This window comes from Butyrivibrio sp. AE3009 (genome assembly GCF_000420845.1).
In the GTDB taxonomy this organism is placed as follows: domain Bacteria; phylum Bacillota; class Clostridia; order Lachnospirales; family Lachnospiraceae; genus Butyrivibrio.
The window spans coordinates 1-21,081 of the sequence record NZ_ATVS01000050.1; the positions used below are offsets into that span (position 1 = coordinate 1).

Consider the following 21,081-nt stretch of genomic DNA (forward strand, 5'->3'; position numbering starts at 1 on the left):
CGGGTCACCACACGTGTCTGGCCCCGGCCTGACACTTCCCCAAGTCTTCCTCACATCATACCCTTCCGGGAAACCACTTCCTCCATTCACTCTCCCGCCATAAACCTAACCTTCGACACAACCTCCGACACCTCGAAATACACCGAGCCGTCCTCTCTCTCCCTCTTATTCTTCTCCCAGAAGCTAATGCAGTAAGTACTGTCAGGATAAATAGTATTCTCCCACAGGCACTTTCTCGGTGTCACATAGATCACCTCATCATTAAGCCCCTTAAAAGTAAGCTCCTCATTTCCCTCGCTTACAAACTTGCACAGTACATGTCCTGCCTTATAATTCGTTGTTTCCATCTCTCATTCTCCCTTCATCATAAATATCAGTTACATACAGAGTCTTGATAATCGAATTTCCGTCGCTTGTCGTCTCATTGGGATCAAGAATACATCTCCTTCCCCAGGAAGAAACAATATATTTTCCATCATCGGTAACACCCGTAATAACCATTGCGTGGTCTCCGATGAGCTTTTTATTTATCTTAACGCCATTCTCATCATAGAGATTAAATTCTCTTGCAGCAATAATCGGTGTCTTGCCATTTTCAAGCTCTTTCTTAATACTCGAAGGCGAAGCTCCCTTTACAGATGTCGCTGTATATGAATTAATTCCCCTATCCCTAAGATAACGATTCGTCTTGTTTATAGTCTCATCAGGCGTTGATCCCACTTCATCCTTGCGGTAAATTACATAATCCCTTTGGTTTCTCCTGGCATCTTCAGCCATAGCATCTCGTTCATCCAGAACTTTATTCCAGGCATCGCTAGTGACATTTCCATCGGAGTCAAAATAATCAAATCCATATCTCTTTTTGAATTCATCCGGATTATGTCTGTAATAATTGTAGATAGAATCAGAAAGAGCGTTTAATCCCTGTTGATCATCAGGACCTATGTAAAATTTATCCTTAGTCGACAGGAAATAATCCATAGCCAGCATCTCATAATTAAGTTCCCCTTTCTTGTTGTACATAGGGAAACCAAACGCCTTCTCGAACTCCTCCTGCCTTCCTTCGAATTCAGCAAAAATCATGTTCGTTTCAGCAACCAGGCCGCATCCATTATCAGCAAAAGTATCTAAAAGAGCCTCGATCTCTTCATTCGTCATATCCGCATATCCCGGATGCTGTCGAATAAAATCATACAGATCACAGTCTTTTCCCCATCTGAGAAACCACCATTCATGAACATCATTACGGTCCCAAAAAGCATCCTGATTGCCGCCGTACTGCCCCTTATCATCATAGAGATCTGACTGTCCATCCTGAGCTCCGTTGTTATCGTGGATATCGTACCCGTCTCCGCCTGAGCCATTCATATTTCCCATAATATTCGACTCAGCCCCGGTATACTCCGCCACGATCCTCGTAAGCGCATCACCAAGCTTACTTAATGCATTCGACTCCTCCATCGTCTGGTTCGCCAGCACCTCCAGCGACGGCTTCACCTCTTCAAGGCTACCGTCAAGCTCTCCCATAATCGTGGTAATCTCTCCCGAATACTGCCTCAGCTTATCTCCCGACCCAATCAGCACATTACCATACGGCCTTACACTATCCGGCTTTATACTAAAAACACTCATTCAACACTAACCTTCCTCATTCCATAACCTCACGGGTATCCACACGTGTCTGGCCCCGGCCTGACACTTCCCCAAATCTACCTCACTTCATATACTTCCGGGTAACCTAACAAAATCTCTCCCTTCGCCAAATACTACAGCCCATCACGCCAATTTAGTAAATATCATCAATCTTAATATTCTTCACCACCGACGATCCATCCGCTCTCACCTCATTCGGATCCAAAATATATCTCTCCCCCCATGAAGAAACAATATACTTACCATCAGCCGTAACCCCCGTGATAACCATCGCATGGTCTCCGATAGGATCCTGATTGATCTTATTTCCCTGCTCATCATAGAGATTAAATTCCGCAGCCGAAATGATCGGAGTCTCTCCGTTATCAATCGCAGTCTGAATATCAGAAGCAGAAGCCCCCGTAGCATCCCTTGTTGTGTAGGAATCTACTCCTCTCTCTGCCAGGTAATGCTTCACTCTGTTCTCTCTCTCAGCATAGTTTGTTCCTGTGGGATCCTTGTCATACTCTACATAGTCAAGTCCCTTACTCTTGGCATCTTCCTTCAGAGCATCACCCTCTTCACATATCTTATCCCAGGCGTCGTCAGTAACTTTACCGTCTGCGCCCTTCAGATCGATTCCGTATCTCTGCTTGAACTCATCAGGATGTTTTTTGTAATAAGAGCAAATCGAACTGTTAAGAGCAGCGTCACCCTTTATATCATCATCACCTATGTAGAACTTGCCCTGCGTCGACAGATACAGGTCAATCGCAAGCTTATCATAGTTCAGATCGCCATTCTCATCGTACATAGGAAAGCCAAAAGTCTTCTCGAAATCCTCCGGCCTTCCCTCAAATTCCGCAAAGATCATATTCGTCTCTGCAACCCAGCCGCAACCGCCATCTGTAAAGCTCTCCAGCATAGCCTTGATCTCATCATCCGTCATATTCTCATATCCCGGGTGCTGACGAATGAACTCATATAGAGCCAGATCTTTACCCCAGTTAAAACACAGGAAATGATGCACATCATCATGCTTCTCGAAGTTCATCTGATCTCCGCCATACTGTCCATCACCATCATAGAGTTCAGACGATCCGTCCTTAGCCTCATCATCGTCAATCGGCCCATTTCCGCTTCCGCCTTTTCCCGAGCCATTCATATTCCCGGTAATATTCGACTCCGCACTCGTATAAGCCGTAACAATCTGAGTAAGCGCATCACCAAGCTTACTTAATGCATTCGACTCCTCCATCGTCTGATTCGCCAGCACCTCCAGCGACGGCTTCACCTCTTCAAGACTACCGTCAAGCTCTCCCATAATCGTGGTAATCTCTCCCGAATACTGCCTCAGCTTCTCTCCCGACCCAATCAGTACATTACCATACGGCCTTACACTATCCGGCTTAATACTAAAAACACTCATACAAAACTCCTCTTTTTATCTTCCATTCGGTCCCGGCCCAATCACCTTCGCCATAAACCTCTCCCTCGAAATAACCTCACACCTCTCAAAGCACACCGCTCCGTCCTCACGAACCGTCTTATGCCTCTCCCTGTAGCTCACACTATACACCGTCTCCGGATTGATAACGCTCTCCTTAAGGCACTCCCTCGGCACCACATAGGTAACCTCGTCCTCAATCCCCTTAAACACCATCACACCATCTTTTTCACTCACAAACTTGCAATGCACATGTCCTGCAGACTTAACCTCTGTACTCATTTACTTCACCTCTGCCTTAGTATCATCATAAATATCATTAACCGTTATGCTCTGGACTGTAGATCCGCCCGTAGGGCTCTTCTCATTCGGGTCAAAAATGTATCTCTCACCCCAGGAAGAAACGATATATTTTCCATCCGGTGTAACCCCTGTGATAACCATCGCATGGCATCCGATAGGCTTGGAATTAACCTTATTGCCGTTCTCATCATACAGATTGAAATTAATAGCCTCAATAGTAGGTGTCTGGCCATTATTAAGAGACTGCTGAATATCTGCCGGTGAATCGTGTGTTGCATCCCTGTAAGAATAGGAATCAATTCCCCTCTCCCTCAGATAATGATTCATTCTGTTCGATCTCTCATCAGCAACCGTTCCAACCTGATCCTTGTCATATACAACAACGTCGCTGCCATTCGCCTCCGCCTGATCAATCATAGCATCTCTCTCAGCTTCTATCTTGTTCCACGCATCGTTGGTAAGATTGCCGTTCTGATCATACAGATCGATTCCGTATTTCTGCTTGAACTCAGCCTGGTTCTCGTCGTAGTAATTGTAGATCGAATTCGCAAGAGCATCCGCGCCCTCCACATCATTATCACCTATATAGAACTTGTTCTTCGTCTCCAGATAATAATCGATTGCCAGCATGTCATAATTGTATTCACCGTTCTTGTCATACATAGGGAAGCCAAATATCTTCTCGAACTCATCCTCCCTTCCTTCGAACTCGGCAAAAAGAGTATTCGCATCAGCCACCCATCCGCAGCCGCCGCCGGTATAATCCTCAAGCAGCTTCTGGATCTGCTCATCCGTCAGATTCTCATATCCCGGATGCTGACGAATAAACTCGTACAGAGCCAGATCTTTTCCCCAGTCAAACCACAGGAAATGATGCACATCATCATGCTTCTCGAAGTTCATCTGATTGCCGCCGTACTGACCGTCACTGTCGTACAGTCCTGAATCACCGTCCCTCGAGTTATCCGCATTCCTGGACACATTCGCGCCCGATCCTGCGCCCTTCATATTGCCTGTAATATTCGATTCTGCAGTGGTATAAGCTGTGACGATCTGAGTAAGAGCACTCCCCAGCTTATTAAGATTATTAGACTCTTCCATCGTCTGATTCGCCAGAACCTCAAGAGACGGCTTCACCTCCGCAAGGCTCCCGTCCAGTTCTCCCATAATGGAAGTGATCTCCCCCGAGTACTGTCTGAGTTTTCCCGAAGCATTTATAAAAGTGTTGCTATGAGGCCTGATACTGTCAGGCTTGATGCTGAAATGGCTCATGTTCGTAGACTCCTTTTATTTTGGAATATACTGCATTATAACCTATGGAAAAAAGGAATTGTTGATTTTCTGACGAACGGTATCTGAAATCGGACGAATGACACTTTTTTAGGTTTGGGAAAAAAATTTTTGGGCAAAATACGAAGCCCTACCCGGGACGATCCGGGTAGGGCTTCTTTACCTATTTGATTGATGGTGTGTTGTGAAGTTCAAATAGGGTGGAACCTTGTTTAATTATTTTGTAAGCTTCTTAGCGGAGATCTTAACCTTAAAGGTCTTGGTTCCACTGTACTTACCCTTACCTGCAAGAGTAACTGTCATGTTGCCCTTCTTAACGTTGTTTGTATATCCAACGATCTCGAAGTCTTCACCAAGTGTAAGTGCTGTTCCCTTGTATGTTACTGCTACTGCTGCATTAAAGTCATCGTCATCCTCGAATACTACAGGATTTCCTGTGTAATACTTGGTGTACTTCTTAACCTTAAATGCTGTCTTAGCCTTTGCAAAGTCAAGACCAGTTGTAACATCGATGGAAGCAACCTTATCATTAATCTCGGTTACCTTGTCGTTCTTCTTGCTGATTTCAATAGTGTAAGGCTTCTCGCCTTCAAGCTTTCCAGTCACAACTGCTCCGGTCTCATCCTTAACAGTTACTTTGTACTTGCCTGCAGGAATTACGTTGCCCTTAGCGTCGAGCACTGTTGCCTTAACTGCTGTAGCCTTAACTCCGGCTGCTGCTGTTGTTGCAACGATCTCGAACTGAGGATCAGCGGCTTCAAGGTCAAGTGCTGCTACTGTAAATGTAGCTGCTGCTTTAACTGAACCTGAGAAGTTGCCCTTACCTGTAATTGTTACAGATGCGGTGCCGATCTTCTTGTTGTCAACGTACTTAACTGTGAAGTCCTGATTCTGGAGAAGCTCTTCTCCATTCCATGTAGCTGTTGCTGTAGGCTCAGCGCCCTTAGCCTGCCACTGCATCTCTGTAGGATCAAGTGCAACTTCGAGATCCTTGCCATCCTTACCTAATACAAGAGGAGCCTTGGTAATTGTGAAGGATGCAGACTTGGATGTTGCCTTGCCCTTAGCATTGTCCTTACCTGTTACAGTAATCTTAGCTGTACCTGCATTGATGTTGTTAGATACTGTGATAACTGCGTTAGGCTCATCAGAACCACTTAAGTACTTCTCAGCATCTTCATCATATGTATATGTCTTCGAGCCTGAAGCATCCTTAATTGTAATTGATGAAGGATAGATAGGCTTTCCGGTGTATACATACTTCTTAACATCAAGCTTAACGCCCTTAATCTCATCAAGTGCTGCGATTTCTTCTGTTGTAAGCTCTGCTCTGCGATCAACAATCTTGAAGGAAGCTGTGAGTGACTTGCCGGTGTAGTTGCCCTTACCAACGATTGTAATTGTAGCTGTACCAACATTCTTGTTATCCTTAATGGATACTGTGTAATCGGCACCCTTAGCAAGTTCTGTAGCGCCATCATATACTCTGAATACAGGAATGATCTTGCCGCCGGTGTAATCATACTCATCCTTAAGGCCTGCGATTGCAATGTCGCTCTCTTCATCAGAGATCTCGATTACTTCTTCGCTTTCGTCACTGCCATCAAGGAACAGATATGTCTTATCATCCTTAACGTCAGCAGCAGCCTTTGTGCCATCCTTATCAGCCCAGAAGCCTGTAAGGGTTGCTGTTGCAGTAAATGTAACCTTCTTTGTGCTATCGTCGATTGTTGTAGGATCACTTGTTACAGTTGCGAGGTACTCTGTCTTATCCTCAACTGTCTTACCCTGTTTAGCTGATGTATAAGATACAGTGTAAGTGATTGTAGGATATGATGATCCCTTCTTCCAGCTCTCAGGCCACTCTGAGAACTTTACAGTAGGAGCATAACGAACATCGGCTACTGTCGCAGTGTCATCAGAAGCGATCTCATATTCTGTTCCGCCTACAAGGATCTTGCCATTAACTACATCTTTGTCTAAGTACTGAACCATGGAACCATCTTCTCTGAAGAGGTATGTTTTTCCATCAGATGTAGTTGCCAAAGTTCCAACTGTTGCAACGCCATTAGCGTCTACAAAATACTTCTTGCCTTCTACAGTTCTAAATGCACCATTTGTCTCGCCATAAACAAGCAAGTACTTGTCAACCAGATATGACTTTCCATCGCCGTTTGTAAGCTTGATGACACCAGTTCTGAAAGGTAATCCTTCTTCATCAAAGAATACTCTCTGATTTACCTGATGACCACCTGCCTCTGCTTTAACATTACGTGCATCAAGAGTAACTGTGTATGCGCCCTTAGCAGGATCATAGTCTACATATCTGAGAATCTCATCAACTGCTACATCAGTAGGATCTGCAAAATCAGCACCTACAGAAACAAGCTTAAATGTCTTCTTGTAATCTCCTGCAGCAACAGTCACATCTGTATAACCTGCAGTGTTCTCAACTACACCAATGTAGAACTTGTCTACTCTTCGTTGTTGTGTAACAGTAGTGTCTACAATAGCTACTCCGGCAGTAGGAACAGATGTTGCAGCGATAGGTGTATATGGAGTAATAGAAGTAGGCTCACCACTTACCAGTGTATAGAATCCCTTCTTTTCAGGAATAACCTTTATTCCCTTACTTGAATTGTAAGGTTCTACACGAAGGTTAAACTGTTCAAACAGTGCGTTCTTATCTGTCTGATCAAGAACAATGGTTCTTCCTTCTGTAATACCTTCAAATGTAACGTCTGCATCTGCGAAGTTTGCATTAATTACCCTGTCTGTATTCATTGCAAAGAGGAATTCACCAGTCTTAGTAGGAACAGTAACAGCCGGTAAGCTAGCAGTTGCTGTCCATCCGCTAAATGACTTAGCCTCTGTTGTTGATTGTGTATAAGTTGCTGAAATATTATCGACAGCTATCTTCACTTCTCCATCAGCATTCAAGTCTTCTTCGAATACCTTTACAGGATAAGGAATAGGATCTCCTTTAACATCAGTATATGCTTTTCCGTTAACAAGGATTTCTTTGACGTCTCCAGGATCTCCAAAAGTTCCGCCTAATTTCTCAGCAAATGTTACTGTTCTGTATGTACGAACCGGAATCTCAGCTTTATAATTACTTACAGTTGCGCTGTTCATTGTTGCTATAACTTTTCCTTCAGATGATAATACATTAGCTGCAGTTACAGTAACAATCTTTCCATATCCGTCATCTTCATTGAGTGCTGAAGGAGCAGCAATAGGTGAACCAACAGGATTTACGCCATCTCCTATAACCTCACCATCTCCTGTAAATGCCCAGCTTACAATATCAGATACAGCTACACCGTTCTTCTCAGCACGGATAATAAACTTATCAGTTGCGCCAGCGTGTACATCAAGTGATGTAAGTTTCGTCTTTCCGTCTTCTGCATAGAATACGAATCTAAATCCTTCATCTTTAACTGTTACATCAAATGACTTGGTTTCAGCAGCTTCTACACCCTGAGAGTCTTTGATTCCCATTGTAATAGTTGCTGTTCCTGTTGCAAGAGGTGTCAGCAGTAAAGGAACATTATCTCCTGAAGGAGTTCCTACCTCTACTTTAAGAACAGAAGAATTGGTAGATGTAATAACAACATCACTCTTAGCTAAACCATGATTTCCACCATTTTTCTTAACTGTTACATTAAGAGCTTCTTCAATCTGTCCTACATAATAGTTAGGAATGCTTGTTGGCTTTGTAATTACATATGCAGGAGCATCAGTAACTGCAAAACTTGCTGCACCAGTAAATGGTGTTGTTGTAGTCTGCATTTTAAACACATCTGTTCCAACAGTATACTTTACTACAAGAGGCACACTTGCTATGGGTGAAACACCAGTAAGTACTCTCTTATTTGAACTTATTGTCAACGCTGCCTTCTCATCAGTCGTAGCACCTGCAGCATACTCAACACTAATACCCTCTTCAACATAGGCATCTGAATAGATAATCTGTCCTGCGGACATTCCATCATATTGCTGATCATCAGCAGGCAATAATGCATCAGCTGCTAACGCTGTCTCAGATAGCATAACTGTTGCTGTTCGAACTTTTCCGATAAGAGGTATAGTACCCGTAGCGCTAATTGTACCTGCCTGGTCATTACTTCCATCCCAACCAGCTACGAGAGCACCATATGTTACTACTCCATCCTCATCAATTTCCTTATTGTTCTTGTTATATATTCCCTCAAGAACATACTTGTCTTCCCACTGTGCTGTTATTGTTGTAGTTGTAGCAGTAGGAACTGTAAACTCATCACCTGGTGCGTAATGATTTCCACCTGATGTAAATCCTACAAGTACTCTGTTAGATGCTGTTGTAGTTGCCAGTTGTTCCTTTGTAGGAAGTTTGATCTTCGATCCTGCAATGACACCAGGTCTTACACGACCAGTTTCAACTCCGCCACTCAGATACTGAACATCAGTATACTCAGTGAGGTATCCTGTAAGCTTCTGTACAGTAACAACAGTCTGATTCTTATCGTCCTTGTATGTGTTCTCTGAATCGGTCAATACAAAGATAAGGTCAGTTGCTGCAAAAGAATCATTGACTGTGAAATAAACAGGAGCTGAAGGTACAATTACACCATTAACTGTGAGTGTAGGAGCAAATGCTGCATAGATAATGGCATTACTGTTAGTCTTATCAATACCAGTCTTAAGACCAGCCTTTATGGTGTATGTTCCATTTGCACCAGAAACAGTCGCATATTTCTTTGAATAAAAATCAGAAGTCTTTCCAAATGCATTAAAATCTGAAGTATCTGCAGTACCATAGCCGTTTATGATAGCTGTATCATCTGCAAATACAACATTTGTTACTTCCTTAACTCTAGGATTTGCTTTTGCAAGCTCAGTTGCAATCTCATACTCTGTATCAAGATTAGCTGCAGTTATTGCCGAACCCAATGCTGTCTTCTCAAATACACGATAAGATACGGTTGCTTCGCTCATGAGGCCACTCTTCTGAAGAGCAATACCTGCATCTGATCCTTCACCATCGGCTACCTCTGTCTGGCCTAAGTATTCGGAACCATTCTTAACGCTTACCTTAGGAACAACGATATAACCCAAAGTCTTATCTACGTATTTAATGTTTGTTTTCTTTGTAACCTTTGTTCCATCAAACAATGTGATTTTTGCGGTCACTTCAATGTCTGAAATGTCATCGGATAGAACAGCTGCGGAACTAATAGTTGCCTGTTCGTCACCACCGGTAGCTAATGTATAAAGAGCCGCAACAGCTCCTGTTTGATCAGGAGTCGCAGACCACTTAATTGAATCAATCGCCGATGTAACAGTTCCTGCAGAATAAAGAATGTTACCTAAATCAACCCACTTGCCTGTGCGTCCACTCTTACCTTCTACTGTAAAGAAGGGATCAAGGGAACCTGCTTTATTGTAAGTTGTTATTTCAGTTGCATCAGCTGCATCGTTTCCCGCAACAGAAGGCCAGTTTGCTGCAGCATCTGCAACAACCTTAATCTGATAATCGGTATATGCTTCATTAACTGTCAGAGGTAATGTTGCTGTATAACTATCGGTATTATATGCACCGTCACGTTTTGTAGCAGTGGCAACAATACTATCTGTTCCAGTTTTGAATGGCTTGTATATAGTACTTCCTGATGGATTAGAATCATAGTATGTATACAACTTACTGTCGCCGTCTGTAAAATCTGCAATCTGTCCCTTAGCTGCTTCATCCTTAACTACTTCCCAATTAACTGCATCAGGTGTTAAAGCACTAGGATTTGCAGGAGATGTAGCAGGAGCTGGACTAAGCTTATTCCCATCCATAACAATCTTTGTGCTTGGATAGAAGTCAACGCTTAATGTTTCATCTTCAAATTGTGCCAATGTAAGTGACTGGCCTAAAAGTTCTGTTGCCTTTTCATTTACACTATCTTTAACATAGTTATTGGGTGTTCCATTGAAATATGCAACAAAATCCTTACCATATTCATGGTTGGTAACAGTTGATACTACGAAGAAGATATTATTGGTCACAACTGATGAATTAAGTGAACCATTTCCTGCATCAGTAATGTTTACCTGTGTTCCAGATGTATAATCCTCACTGCCATTTCTTGAAGCAGCTGCATAATAGCTTATCTGCATACCATCAACTGCTGGCTTGAAATCATCAATCTCTACATTGCTAGCTGTGGTCTCAACTCTGAAGTATAGGCTAGTATTTGCGCGAATCTCTGTGCCTACTGTCGGATCAAGTTCAACTTCCTTGCCCTCAATAGTTACATATACTTTTGCCTTTGAATTCCGTGGACCATATGCATTGAATACAGCAACTTCTGTTGCTTCAATAACAATATCGTCAGTTACTCCTGCCTGAGTACGGTAAATAGAATTATTTACCTTGATAGCAGAAGTTTTTGTTCCCGATTCACCTATTGTATATGAAACAGAGGATATTGTGTTGCCCGCACTGGGAGTTACTTGGAAGTATAAGATTTCTCCATCAGTTGCAAGAGCCTGAGTAGTACCCGGATTATCATCAATGGTTGTCCAAGTAGTATCATCACTTCTTACTTTAATGGTACTCGGAATAGCTGGATCTGTATTCTTAACAGATACATTATGCTTCTGTCCAACCGAAACAGTTGCAATATTCAATGTAATGGTATCTGTAATATTTGAGATTGTATATACTGTCTCACCATTCTTGGCAGATGTTGTAGGTGCAAGGTCTCTTGTTCCATTTCCAAGACGATATGTTACAGCATTCTCATCAGCTAATGCATAACCTGGTTTTGTTGCTATTGTGAAACTATATGCTGAACCAGTCTTAACATCTTCGTGAGCTGTATAATCAAATTCAGATCCGTCCGCATTAAAAATGCTATATTCAGCAGGCTCAGTTGTAGGGCCTAGTACTGTTTCTGTTGTATAAGCAGTAACAGTAACATTTCCTGTAAGAGCTGTATCATCAATAGTATATGGATTACTAAGCTCAACTTCTTCATGTCCAGCTACTTTGTAATAAGCTTTGCCAATTTTTCTAAAGCCTGAAGGGTCAACTCCAGTCTGTGCATTGGCAGCCTTCTTTACAGAAGGAGCTACTGTAAGATCATCAGCAGTTGCTTCTCCATAAGCTACGAATGTCTTGTTGTCCTTATCCCAAGTTGTACCAGTTACTGTAAACTTGATAAGGTCTGTATCTGTAGCTGTCAAAGTATACTTCTTGATCTGATGCTCGTCCTTGCCAAGAGTAATCTTTATAGTGTAGTGATTTGAAGCTGCGTAAGTTATAACGTTATTAGCAACGTAAAGAGTCTTGGTTATAGGAGATGGACTTCCAGTAAGAGTCGCACTACCAGAAATTCCCCACGAAGATGCATCAGCTAAAATAACTTTACCTGTTCCAGGAACTGCATCTGTGGCACCTGCTCCGTCTACATCATAGGTCATACCAGGAAGAAGTCCTGATCCATCAGCTGCGAAAGAAGCTTCCACAGCACTATAAGATTTATCAATAGTTCCATCTGGCTTGATTACTTCTAATTTAATGTCAGTGGCCTGAATTCCACCAGCAGCAATCGTCGCCTTGTCACCGCCGTTTATGATTCCGTTATTACCAGCAAGCTGTAAGCTGTAATCGCCAGCTATTGGCGCTTTATATGCACTAGGAACCAGGGTATTAAGATTATATTTTCCACCCTTTTCTACGGTTACAGGATATTTTCCAGGAGCAGCATTGGCAACATTGATTGCGAGCTCAACCGCATACTCTGTTGAATCGTCATCATGTAGCGCCCAACTACCATCCTTTAGAAGCATTCCACCAAGAACCTTCTCTTGAAGGAAAGATGCTGGGATTGTAATAGCAACAGAGCCATCCTCATTTTCTTCGCCTAAAATATAGCTCGTTGTATCGTTTTCTATTTTGTATCCAGGCTGTGTCTCATCATCAGCACCGTCCTGATGTTTTACTACTCCGTTGAAATTTTGATAACTCAGTGTGACAGGTGCTGTATCAGTAATCGAATACGTGGAAGCCGGAACAAGATAAAATACATGATCTATGTCAGATGTAAGGTACCCGGTTCCACTAGTGATTGCATTTCCATAACTGTCTCCAACCTTCCTTCGGAGTGTAAGATTTGATCCCACAGTTAATCTAATAGGAATATCATTATAGGTTTCAAATTCTGCATCCTCTTCATCCTCAGCAAAGGACACTTCCTCTTCAGTCTCTTCATCGAGAACAATTTCCTCTGCATCAGAAATAGCCCCTGTTTCCTCAAGGTCTTCTTCAACGACCTCTTCTTCCAGGAGCTCAACATCTTCTTCAGGCAAATCGCCGCCTCCGCCGTCATAGGCAAGGGCAGGAATACCCGAAGTCAGTGCTACTGTTGCTGACAAGGTAAAGCTCATCAGCCTTCCAAATAGCTTACTTCTCATATTTAGTTTCTCCTTTCACACACACATTTCGGCCATTTCAGCTTAATGGCCATTGTCTAGAATCGCCGGCTCGCAAAAACAATTCGATCTCGTCCCTAGACACAAATTGCCTCGTCCCTTACGAGCTGCTACACATCAATTATCGTAAACGCCACCACCAAATACCATTAACGAAATACAAAATATATATAAACAAATCATAAAATATTTTCCTCACTCCGCTCTGCGCCTGCTTTCCGCCCCCATCTCCCAATTTCTAAAGAATCTATAAATCCGAAAATTTCGGGGTTATCTTAATTAAATTTCGATAATTTTTCTCCCCTCCCCCTCCCCACCCCATTTTTTCCCCTCCCCCTCCCGAATTATATCCACTTCATCGCTTTACCCTGCCAAAGTACCTGTCACTTCATCCCCCTAAAGTGCCTGTCACTTCACCCCACGAAAAAAGCCCCCGGAGCATCACGCGCCGAAGGCTTCAACTAAAATCAATTATTTACAAATACTTTTTTGCCTCTTCCTGCTTTAAATCATACTGCTTAATTATCGCATCCAGCATCTCTTCATCTGAGTGGCCCAGGTCCCTAAGAATAGCAACGGTTTTCCTGATTCCATCTGCCACAAACAACTCTTTTACCTCAGCTTCATTGTATTCTGTATCCAGCATACCTTCCACCTCTTTTCTATGTGCCATTAGGAATTCCCTGATTTGAAAATCCTTAGGCATATCTTCCAACGCCTTATTCACTGCTGCCTTAACCATAATCCTTATCAATAAGCTCCCTGATCAGCTTCAACTGATATTCCGGATCATTTGCCGCCTTGATTATATCATCATTCCTGCCAGCAGCCGCCAAAGCACAATTCAGCTGATTAATAATATCTATACCGAGCTTTACACCCTTCTTCTCTCCTATCTGCATGCCCTGCTCCAAGCTGATCTCTTTTGCTTCCTCAACCACAGCCTGCAAATGCCGCTGTGCACTATATCCCAGAGCTCCCATCCTGATGACCTCCTTCCGGTACTCAATGAAGAAATCCTTAAGAACATCATCCTTTATGCACTCATCGATAGCTTTTCCGACAGCCTTCTCTATCAAGACATTTCTCTTATCATTCTCTATGGTCAATATCCCATTTCGATTTTGTGCCAAAGATGCTTCTTCTATATATTTTCGCACTTTAGCCACAAAAATGCTATATTCTTTCAGGCTCTTCAACCTTATTTATCATCAATTTATATCAATTCGATTCTCAGTTTTTTTCCTAATCCCTTCGCCAACTCGTTCAGCGTAGTAAGTGTCGGTACACATACACCCTTTTCAATTCGGCTGATATTCGACTGCCGCACGCCGGATTTTTCCGCCAATTCCTTCTGTGTCATATTATTCTCAATTCGTGCAGAAATCAGCATCCTTTTAATCTGATACTCAAGCTCGGTTTGCTCCCACGCTTTTGCGAATTCAGGATCTTTGAGTTCTTCATTTAACAACTCATCAATATCTCCCATCCTTAATCCTCCTTTCGTAATCTGACCGATACTTCTTGGCTAGGGCTATCGCGCTCCGAGGGGTCTTTTCTGTCTTTTTTATAAGCCCGTTTGTCACTATCGCTTTATCTCCTACTGTAAAGAAATATAGGCATCTGGCAATATCTTTGCCTTGAATTGACCTTAGCTCAAAAATGCCATCCTCCAGCATTTTCGAATCCGGCTCTGATAAGCTTGTTCCGAATTCTTCAAGCAATTTGGTACTCCGTATGACTTTTGCCTTAAGCTTATTGTCTTCAATGGATTTGATGAATATACCTGCGGGTTTTGTTCCATCTTCCAATTTATAGAACTCTACAATCATTTATTCCTTTCTGGGAATATTTTACTCCCTGATAGTTTTCCAGTCAACGTTTCCAGTCAATCCACGCATGGCGCCAGTTATAGGGATTGTCCGGCGATTACGCCTCCTTGCCACAGACTGTGACAACCTGCTCTGAAAGTGGGGTCTGACCCCAATTCACAGTTTAGACACAATTACCATTTTCGGAACCCCAGATATTTCCTGGACTCCAGCCCATTCCACCCCCAAATTGGGGTCAGACCCCAATTTTTCACTTTTCTCCGCTAAAATGCCTGTCACTTCACCCCACGAAAAAAAGCCCCCGGCACTCACGCGCCGAGGACTCCACCATCCACATCAATTATTTCTTTTTCTTAAGCTCTTCATTCTCCGCCAGCAGTTTCGCTATCATTGCATCCTTGCCAGCTATCTCAGCATCCTTGTCCGCAATGGCAGCATTTGCACTATCAAGCGCCGCCTTCGTATCATCAAGTTCATCCTGCAGCTCATCAATCATATACTTCACCGTATTTCGATCCATAATCCTAAGCTCTTCAGAGAACATTCCCATCACCCTCTCCACATTTAAACACATGTTGTACAGGTCCTGATACAGAGACTTGAAATACGGATATTCCTTGATAAGCCTTATGATATACTCAGGCTCATCACAGCCAAGGAAGGTCAGCCACGCTTCAAACTCTCCGTCTATCTTACCTTTATTATGAAGTTTATCCAAATAATTATCAACGGGAATAAAAATAATATTTTGAAGCATATTGAGTTTTAGACCGGAATCCGATTCTGCTGTAAAAGTGTGAATGAAGACATCAATGAACTTCTTGAACTCAGCAGGACTTTTTTCCATGAAAACAATAGTATATACCGGACATATATCCTTGTAACTGAACTTTTCTTTGCGCTCATCACGGACACGCTTATATTGCCTAAGTAGCAAATCTGCGGTATAGCATGATGCCCTTTCTCCTGTAAAAGTAAGCCCGATCTTCTGGATTTCGATGTTTGCAATTGACCCGTCTTCCAGCTCCACAACGATATCCGTTATCACAAGCGACAGTTCATCGCCGATACGGGAATTGTCATTGGGAAGAGGATATTTTACCTTGACCTTTCTTTTCAAAATAATACTAAGAAGCTCCGAAAGCCTGTCCGGTGTTGTCTCAGGATTAAGAATCTCCTTGAAATAGCTATCATACAGAAGTTTGCAGCCTCTTGCTCCAGAGCAGATGTCAAGAAACCTCTCTTGCTGATCCGTGGGCCATTTCTCAAATATGGTACTGAGTTCGGACCTGCTCTTTATTTCAGCCAGGATCTGCGACCTGGATCTGATCATCGGAAAAAATTGTGATAAGTTATTGTTTTGCATAGTATTCCTTTCTGCCGGATATTTTCTTTTTTCCAAGACAAAACACTCAGCCCACAGGTTTGAAGACAGTCCCCTAAAAAAGAGTGACCTTAAGAAAGCACAGAAACAGCCATATGTGCGTCATGGCTCGTGCGTGGTGGTGGGTAATGACAATCCCCATGGGCCTTGTGTTTGAAAGACACTCATCATGCCGGAAAAAAATGATTTGCAGCGAATTGGACACGCCGTCAGCATGATAAGTTACTCACGATGGAGTAGATTGCATTTTTGCTTTTTTTATATCCAAGAACTAATTCTAGCAGCAAATTCTTAAGATTTACCATCGAAAATTCTTAAGAAATGCGAAAGATTGTGAATTTTAGGACACATTTTACTTTACTAAAGTGGGGTCTGCCCCCAATTCACAGTTTAGACACAATTACTATTTTCGGAACCCCAGATATTTCCTGAACTCCAGCCCATTCCACCCCCAAATTGGGGTCAGACCCCAATTTTCCACTTTTCTCCGCTAAAGTGCCTGTCACCATAAACTACCGAATATCAAACACTTCCGCATAATCTGTCCGTTATCTGTCAGTCACTTTTTTCAAATGTGTCTGTTAACTCTCCGAACCCATTTAAACGTGATATCGTCCGTGATAACTTAGCATACAGTTAGATGAGGAGGAGAAATATGGAAAAACTGTATCCCTTAACTGCCGCCCAGAACATGCACTACAACTGGATCAGGCAGTATCATACCCAGCAGGTATCCGGGCTTAGCATCGTTGCGGCGGTGCAGCTTGAGCTGGATTTTGGCCTGCTTCACAAATGTATCAATGAAGAGACAAAAAGATATGACTGCCTCAATCTTCGTTTTACCGAGCCTGATGAAAACGGGGAGATTCGGCAGTATTTTAAGCGAAAGGTCCTAAAGAACATCAAGATTCTGAATCTGTCCTCCATGAGCCTGGAGGAAGCGGACAATGTGCTGCAGACTATGGCCTACGATGCTTTGGATGGAAATGATAGGGCTATGTATGAGTTCCTGATGGTTATGTTGCCGCAGGGGTTCAATGGTTTTTTTGTCCACTTGGATCATAGACTCCTGGATTCCTGCGGTCTGGCGGTGATGGTTAAGGATATTATGGCGCTGTACGCGCACTACGCTTATGGAAAAGACTATCCTGAGGAGCTGGCGCGCTTTGAGCAGATGCTGGCGGTGGACCTTGCGAAGGCTTCGAATGTTAAGAGGCGTGCGAGAGATGAGGCGTTCTGGCAGGAGCAGATGGATAAGTACGGGGAGCCGCTTTACTCCGATATCACAGGCCCCGGTGTGCTTGAGGCGTCCAGGAAAGCTCATGGTGATCCTTCGCTTCGGGCGGCGGACATTGAGACGGAGAACCTTTTTGTGGCGGTGAAGGATTATAAGCTGGAGCCGGAGGCCACTCGGAGGGTCCTGGATTTTTGCAGGGAAAAAAGAATTTCTTTTAACAATCTGCTGCTTCTTACCATGCGAAGCTACCTGTCCAAGGTAAACGGCGGTCAGGAGGACATCACCATCGAGAGTTTCATTGCCAGACGAGCCACCAGGGATGAGTGGACGAGCGGCGGGAGCAGGACGATTATGTTCCCCTGCAGGACGGTCATAAGCGGCGATACGAGTTTCCTCGATGCGGCGATGCAGATTCAGGCTACGCAGAACAATATCTATCTTCACAGCAGCTACGATCCGGAGCTCATAAGGAAGGCTCTGCGCAAGCGTTATGGCACTCCTAAGGACACGACCTACGTTAGCTGCTACCTGACTTACCAGCCTCTGCAGGTGGACGCCGATGCCCTGGATCTGTCGGGAATTCCGCTCTACTTCAAGTGGTTCGCCAATGGCGCTGCCACCAAGAAGGTGTACCTGACGGTCACTCACACTCAGGACGGCGGCCTGAATTTTTCCTACCACTACCAGACTGCTGCGCTCTGCGAGCACGACATGGAGCTGTTCTACTACTACATGATGCGAATTATGTTCGCCGGGATCTCCGATCCCCTTGCGGCTATCGCCGCAATCCAGATTGGGGTCTGACCCCAATTCACACTTTAGACACAATTACCCTTTTCGCAAATGCCGATATTTCCTGGCCTAGCGGATATTCTGCACCAAAATTGGGGTCAGACCCCAATTTTTTACAAACGGGAGGAGAAAAAATGAAAAACGAAAAACAGTTCAAAGAATTCCTATCACAGTACTGCACCCTCACCCCTGAGGAAATGACCAACGACATGCGCCTCGTAGAGGACCTCGGCCTTAGCTCCTTCGACTTCATGTCCCTTCTCGGCGACATGGAGGACAACTTCGACGTGGAGCTAAACATCGACAACATCAGCGACATCACCACCATCGGACAGGCCCTCGAGTTCATCGGCGCCGCCCGCCGTACCGCCTGAGCCGGGTAAGGAGGAAGACTATGGAAACCATCCGTGAACTCCTTGATTTTTGCGCCCAGAATTACCCCACCATCCCGGCTCTCAAATGGCCCACTAAGGACGGCGTATCCGAAATCACCTACAGGAGCTTTGCCGCAAACGTAGGGAGCCTACGCAGCGCCCTCAATTCCGAAGGCTTCTGCCAAGACCACATCGCCCTCGTCGGCTACAGCTCAGAGCCCTGGATCGAAGCCTTTTTTGCCATAACTTCGGGAAAAAACACCGCCGTCCTCATCGACCCGCTTCTTCCCGATGAAGAGATTGCAGACCTCATCGCAAGGTCCGACAGCGCTGCTATTTTCCTTGATCCCACCAAACAGGATCTGGCAAAAAAGCTCACCGCCGCCTGCCCCAAGCTCCACAAAACCTACAACCTGAGCACCCTAAGCTCTCTCCGCGCCGAGGCCCCAAAAGCCACATCAGTAGCCGGCCCCGCCCCGGCCGACCTCGCCATGATAATCTTCACCTCCGGCACCACCGGCAAGAGCAAAGGCGTCATGCTGACCCAGAAGAACCTCCTAAGCAACGTTGAAGCTGTGGAATACGACTCTTTCCCCGGCCGCGTCGTCCTTAGCGTCCTTCCCGCTCACCACGCCTACTGCCTCGTCATGGACTACCTCAAGTGCCTCTCCCTGGGCTCCACCGTCTGCATCAACGACTCTTTTCTCCACATGGTCAAAAACATGCAGCTCTTTAAGCCCGAAGTCATGCTCATGGTCCCCATGATGATCGAGACCATCTACAAAAAACTCGGCAGCGCCGCCAAACTTCTGCCAAAAAAGGTCGTGGCAAACAAAGTCTTCGGTGGCCGCCTCACCACAGTTTTTTCCGGTGGAGCGCACTTAGATCCCTTTTATATCGATAAATTCAAAGAATTTGGCGTAAACATCTACCAGGGCTACGGCATGAGCGAGTGCTCCCCCGTCATCAGCACCAACACCCCCACCGCCAACAAACCAGGCTCCGTGGGAAAACTCCTCCCCAACGCCCAGGTCCGTTTTGAAAACGGCGAGATCCTCGTCAAGAGCACCAGCCTCATGAAAGGCTACTACAACATGCCCGCCGAAACCGCCGAAGCCCTTGAAAACGGCTGGCTCCACACCGGCGACAAAGGCTACCTTGACGATGATGGCTACCTTTTCATCAACGGCCGCGTCAAGAACCTGATCATTTTGTCAAACGGCGAAAACGTCTCCCCCGAGGAAATCGAGAACAAACTCGCCCTCTATCCCCTCGTTGAAGAAGTCGTCGTAACCGGCGATGGCACCGGCCTCACAGCCAGAATCTACCCGGACAAAGAACTCGCATCAAAAAAGAAAATGGACCCTGAGAAGCTGGAAAAAGAGCTCCAAAAGGTCCTTGATGATTACAACAAGCAGGTGCCCACCTATCGACGGATTGCCCATCTCATCATAAGAAACAACCCCTTCCGTCGTAACACCACCCGCAAAATCCTGCGCCAGTACGCCGCTGAAGACATCCCTGCGCAAACTTTAGTTAGTTAAAGTGACAGGCACTTTGCTAGCCTAAAGTGACAGGCACTTTAACTAACTAAAGTGCCTGTCACTTACTCAGTCCCGGCAATATCCCCGTCACAAAAACCTGCGTCAGAATATCCGCGATCTTATCCTCCGACGCATCAAACCCCGACGTAGACCACTTGTGCAGCACGCCGATGGTACTGCCGATCCCGGACGCAATGAAATACGTCGCGCTCTCACGATTCCGAATATGATAGGACTCATCATCCGTAACCTGCCGCATATACCTGTCGAACATCAGCAGCATTTTTTCAAAAAAAGCATCTCCCCTGCTGCTGTCAAGAAGCGTCGCCAGGAAGGGATTCTCCCTGGTGTAGTTGCAGATCGCAAGGAAAAAAGACTTGCAGATGGCCCTGTCGTCCTTCGGATGAAAGCTCTCCATCAGACCAAAGATATTCTCAATCGTCTTCTCCTCCGCCGCAGCCACGAGGGCCGGCACGTTCTCGTAGTGGTTGTAAAAAGTGCTCCTGACCAGCCCCGCTTTTTTGACCACATCCGCCACTGTGATCCTGTCGATCTCTTTCTCCTTAAGAAGCAGGAAAAAAGCATCGAAAATCGCATCTTCAGCTGTTGCGTATCTTTCGTCCTGTTCGTTCACCTAAATTTCCCCCTGTAAAACAAGCCGCATATCGCACGCAGCATGCTCGCGCCGAGCGCGGTTGCATTTATGCAACATATACCTTACGCGCGAGTGCGCATCCATAGCGGAGCGTTTTTTGTTTAATAGGAAATTCGGAGGAATTTCCT

General features: G+C 44.6%; 15 protein-coding genes. 3 read left to right on the forward strand and 12 right to left on the reverse strand.

Annotation, left to right across the window (positions count from 1 at the left end; genetic code table 11):
* Nucleotides 1-86: 86 nt before the first annotated feature.
* The 11 genes from G588_RS0116615 to G588_RS20765 form a co-directional block, all read right to left on the reverse strand.
* Complete coding sequence (locus tag G588_RS0116615) at nucleotides 87-347, reverse strand: hypothetical protein (protein WP_022779833.1); 261 nt, start codon at nucleotides 345-347, stop codon at nucleotides 87-89.
* A complete protein-coding gene (locus G588_RS0116620) occupies nucleotides 328-1,632 on the reverse strand; it encodes a hypothetical protein (protein WP_022779834.1) in 1,305 nt (434 codons plus the stop codon). The genes G588_RS0116615 and G588_RS0116620 overlap by 20 nt, the downstream gene beginning before the upstream one ends.
* Before the next feature lie 154 nt (nucleotides 1,633-1,786).
* Entirely contained in the window at nucleotides 1,787-3,061 is a 1,275-nt protein-coding gene (locus tag G588_RS0116625; protein ID WP_022779835.1) for a hypothetical protein, read from the reverse strand.
* A gap of 15 nt (nucleotides 3,062-3,076) precedes the next feature.
* Nucleotides 3,077-3,361, reverse strand: a complete 285-nt coding sequence (locus tag G588_RS0116630) for a hypothetical protein (protein ID WP_022779836.1) — start codon at nucleotides 3,359-3,361, stop codon at nucleotides 3,077-3,079.
* Nucleotides 3,362-4,654 carry a hypothetical protein gene (locus tag G588_RS0116635; RefSeq protein WP_022779837.1) on the reverse strand — a complete coding sequence of 431 codons (1,293 nt, stop codon included), beginning with the start codon at nucleotides 4,652-4,654 and terminating at the stop codon, nucleotides 3,362-3,364.
* A gap of 234 nt (nucleotides 4,655-4,888) precedes the next feature.
* On the reverse strand, nucleotides 4,889-13,117 hold the full coding sequence (locus G588_RS0116640; protein ID WP_022779838.1) for a hypothetical protein: 8,229 nt from the start codon (nucleotides 13,115-13,117) through the stop codon (nucleotides 4,889-4,891).
* 493 nt (nucleotides 13,118-13,610) lie between these two features.
* Nucleotides 13,611-13,808 (reverse strand): hypothetical protein, encoded by a 198-nt coding sequence (locus tag G588_RS22600; protein WP_196805000.1) that lies wholly within the window; start codon nucleotides 13,806-13,808, stop codon nucleotides 13,611-13,613.
* A gap of 61 nt (nucleotides 13,809-13,869) precedes the next feature.
* Nucleotides 13,870-14,244 (reverse strand): hypothetical protein, encoded by a 375-nt coding sequence (locus G588_RS0116650; protein ID WP_196805001.1) that lies wholly within the window; start codon nucleotides 14,242-14,244, stop codon nucleotides 13,870-13,872.
* 107 nt (nucleotides 14,245-14,351) lie between these two features.
* The gene (locus G588_RS0116655) at nucleotides 14,352-14,624 is read right to left on the reverse strand and encodes a helix-turn-helix domain-containing protein (RefSeq protein WP_022779841.1); all 273 of its coding nucleotides are present in this window, start codon (nucleotides 14,622-14,624) and stop codon (nucleotides 14,352-14,354) included.
* Nucleotides 14,611-14,967, reverse strand: coding sequence for a type II toxin-antitoxin system RelE/ParE family toxin (locus tag G588_RS0116660; RefSeq protein WP_022779842.1), 357 nt, complete (start codon nucleotides 14,965-14,967; stop codon nucleotides 14,611-14,613). Before G588_RS0116660 ends, G588_RS0116655 begins: the two co-directional genes overlap by 14 nt.
* A 340-nt stretch (nucleotides 14,968-15,307) precedes the next feature.
* The gene (locus G588_RS20765) at nucleotides 15,308-16,300 is read right to left on the reverse strand and encodes an Rpn family recombination-promoting nuclease/putative transposase (RefSeq protein ID WP_242830386.1); all 993 of its coding nucleotides are present in this window, start codon (nucleotides 16,298-16,300) and stop codon (nucleotides 15,308-15,310) included.
* A gap of 706 nt (nucleotides 16,301-17,006) precedes the next feature.
* Here G588_RS20765 and G588_RS0116675 point away from each other — a divergent pair.
* From G588_RS0116675 to G588_RS20770, 3 genes are all read left to right on the forward strand, one after another.
* Nucleotides 17,007-18,392, forward strand: coding sequence for a condensation domain-containing protein (locus G588_RS0116675; RefSeq protein ID WP_022779845.1), 1,386 nt, complete (start codon nucleotides 17,007-17,009; stop codon nucleotides 18,390-18,392).
* A 122-nt stretch (nucleotides 18,393-18,514) separates the two neighbouring features.
* A complete protein-coding gene (locus tag G588_RS0116680; RefSeq protein WP_022779846.1) occupies nucleotides 18,515-18,754 on the forward strand; it encodes an acyl carrier protein in 240 nt (79 codons plus the stop codon).
* A 20-nt stretch (nucleotides 18,755-18,774) separates the two neighbouring features.
* The gene (locus G588_RS20770) at nucleotides 18,775-20,298 is read left to right on the forward strand and encodes an AMP-binding protein (RefSeq protein ID WP_022779847.1); all 1,524 of its coding nucleotides are present in this window, start codon (nucleotides 18,775-18,777) and stop codon (nucleotides 20,296-20,298) included.
* A gap of 58 nt (nucleotides 20,299-20,356) precedes the next feature.
* On the opposite strand, the gene G588_RS0116690 is transcribed toward G588_RS20770, so the two are convergent.
* Nucleotides 20,357-20,932, reverse strand: a complete 576-nt coding sequence (locus G588_RS0116690; protein ID WP_022779848.1) for a TetR/AcrR family transcriptional regulator — start codon at nucleotides 20,930-20,932, stop codon at nucleotides 20,357-20,359.
* Nucleotides 20,933-21,081: the final 149 nt, after the last annotated feature.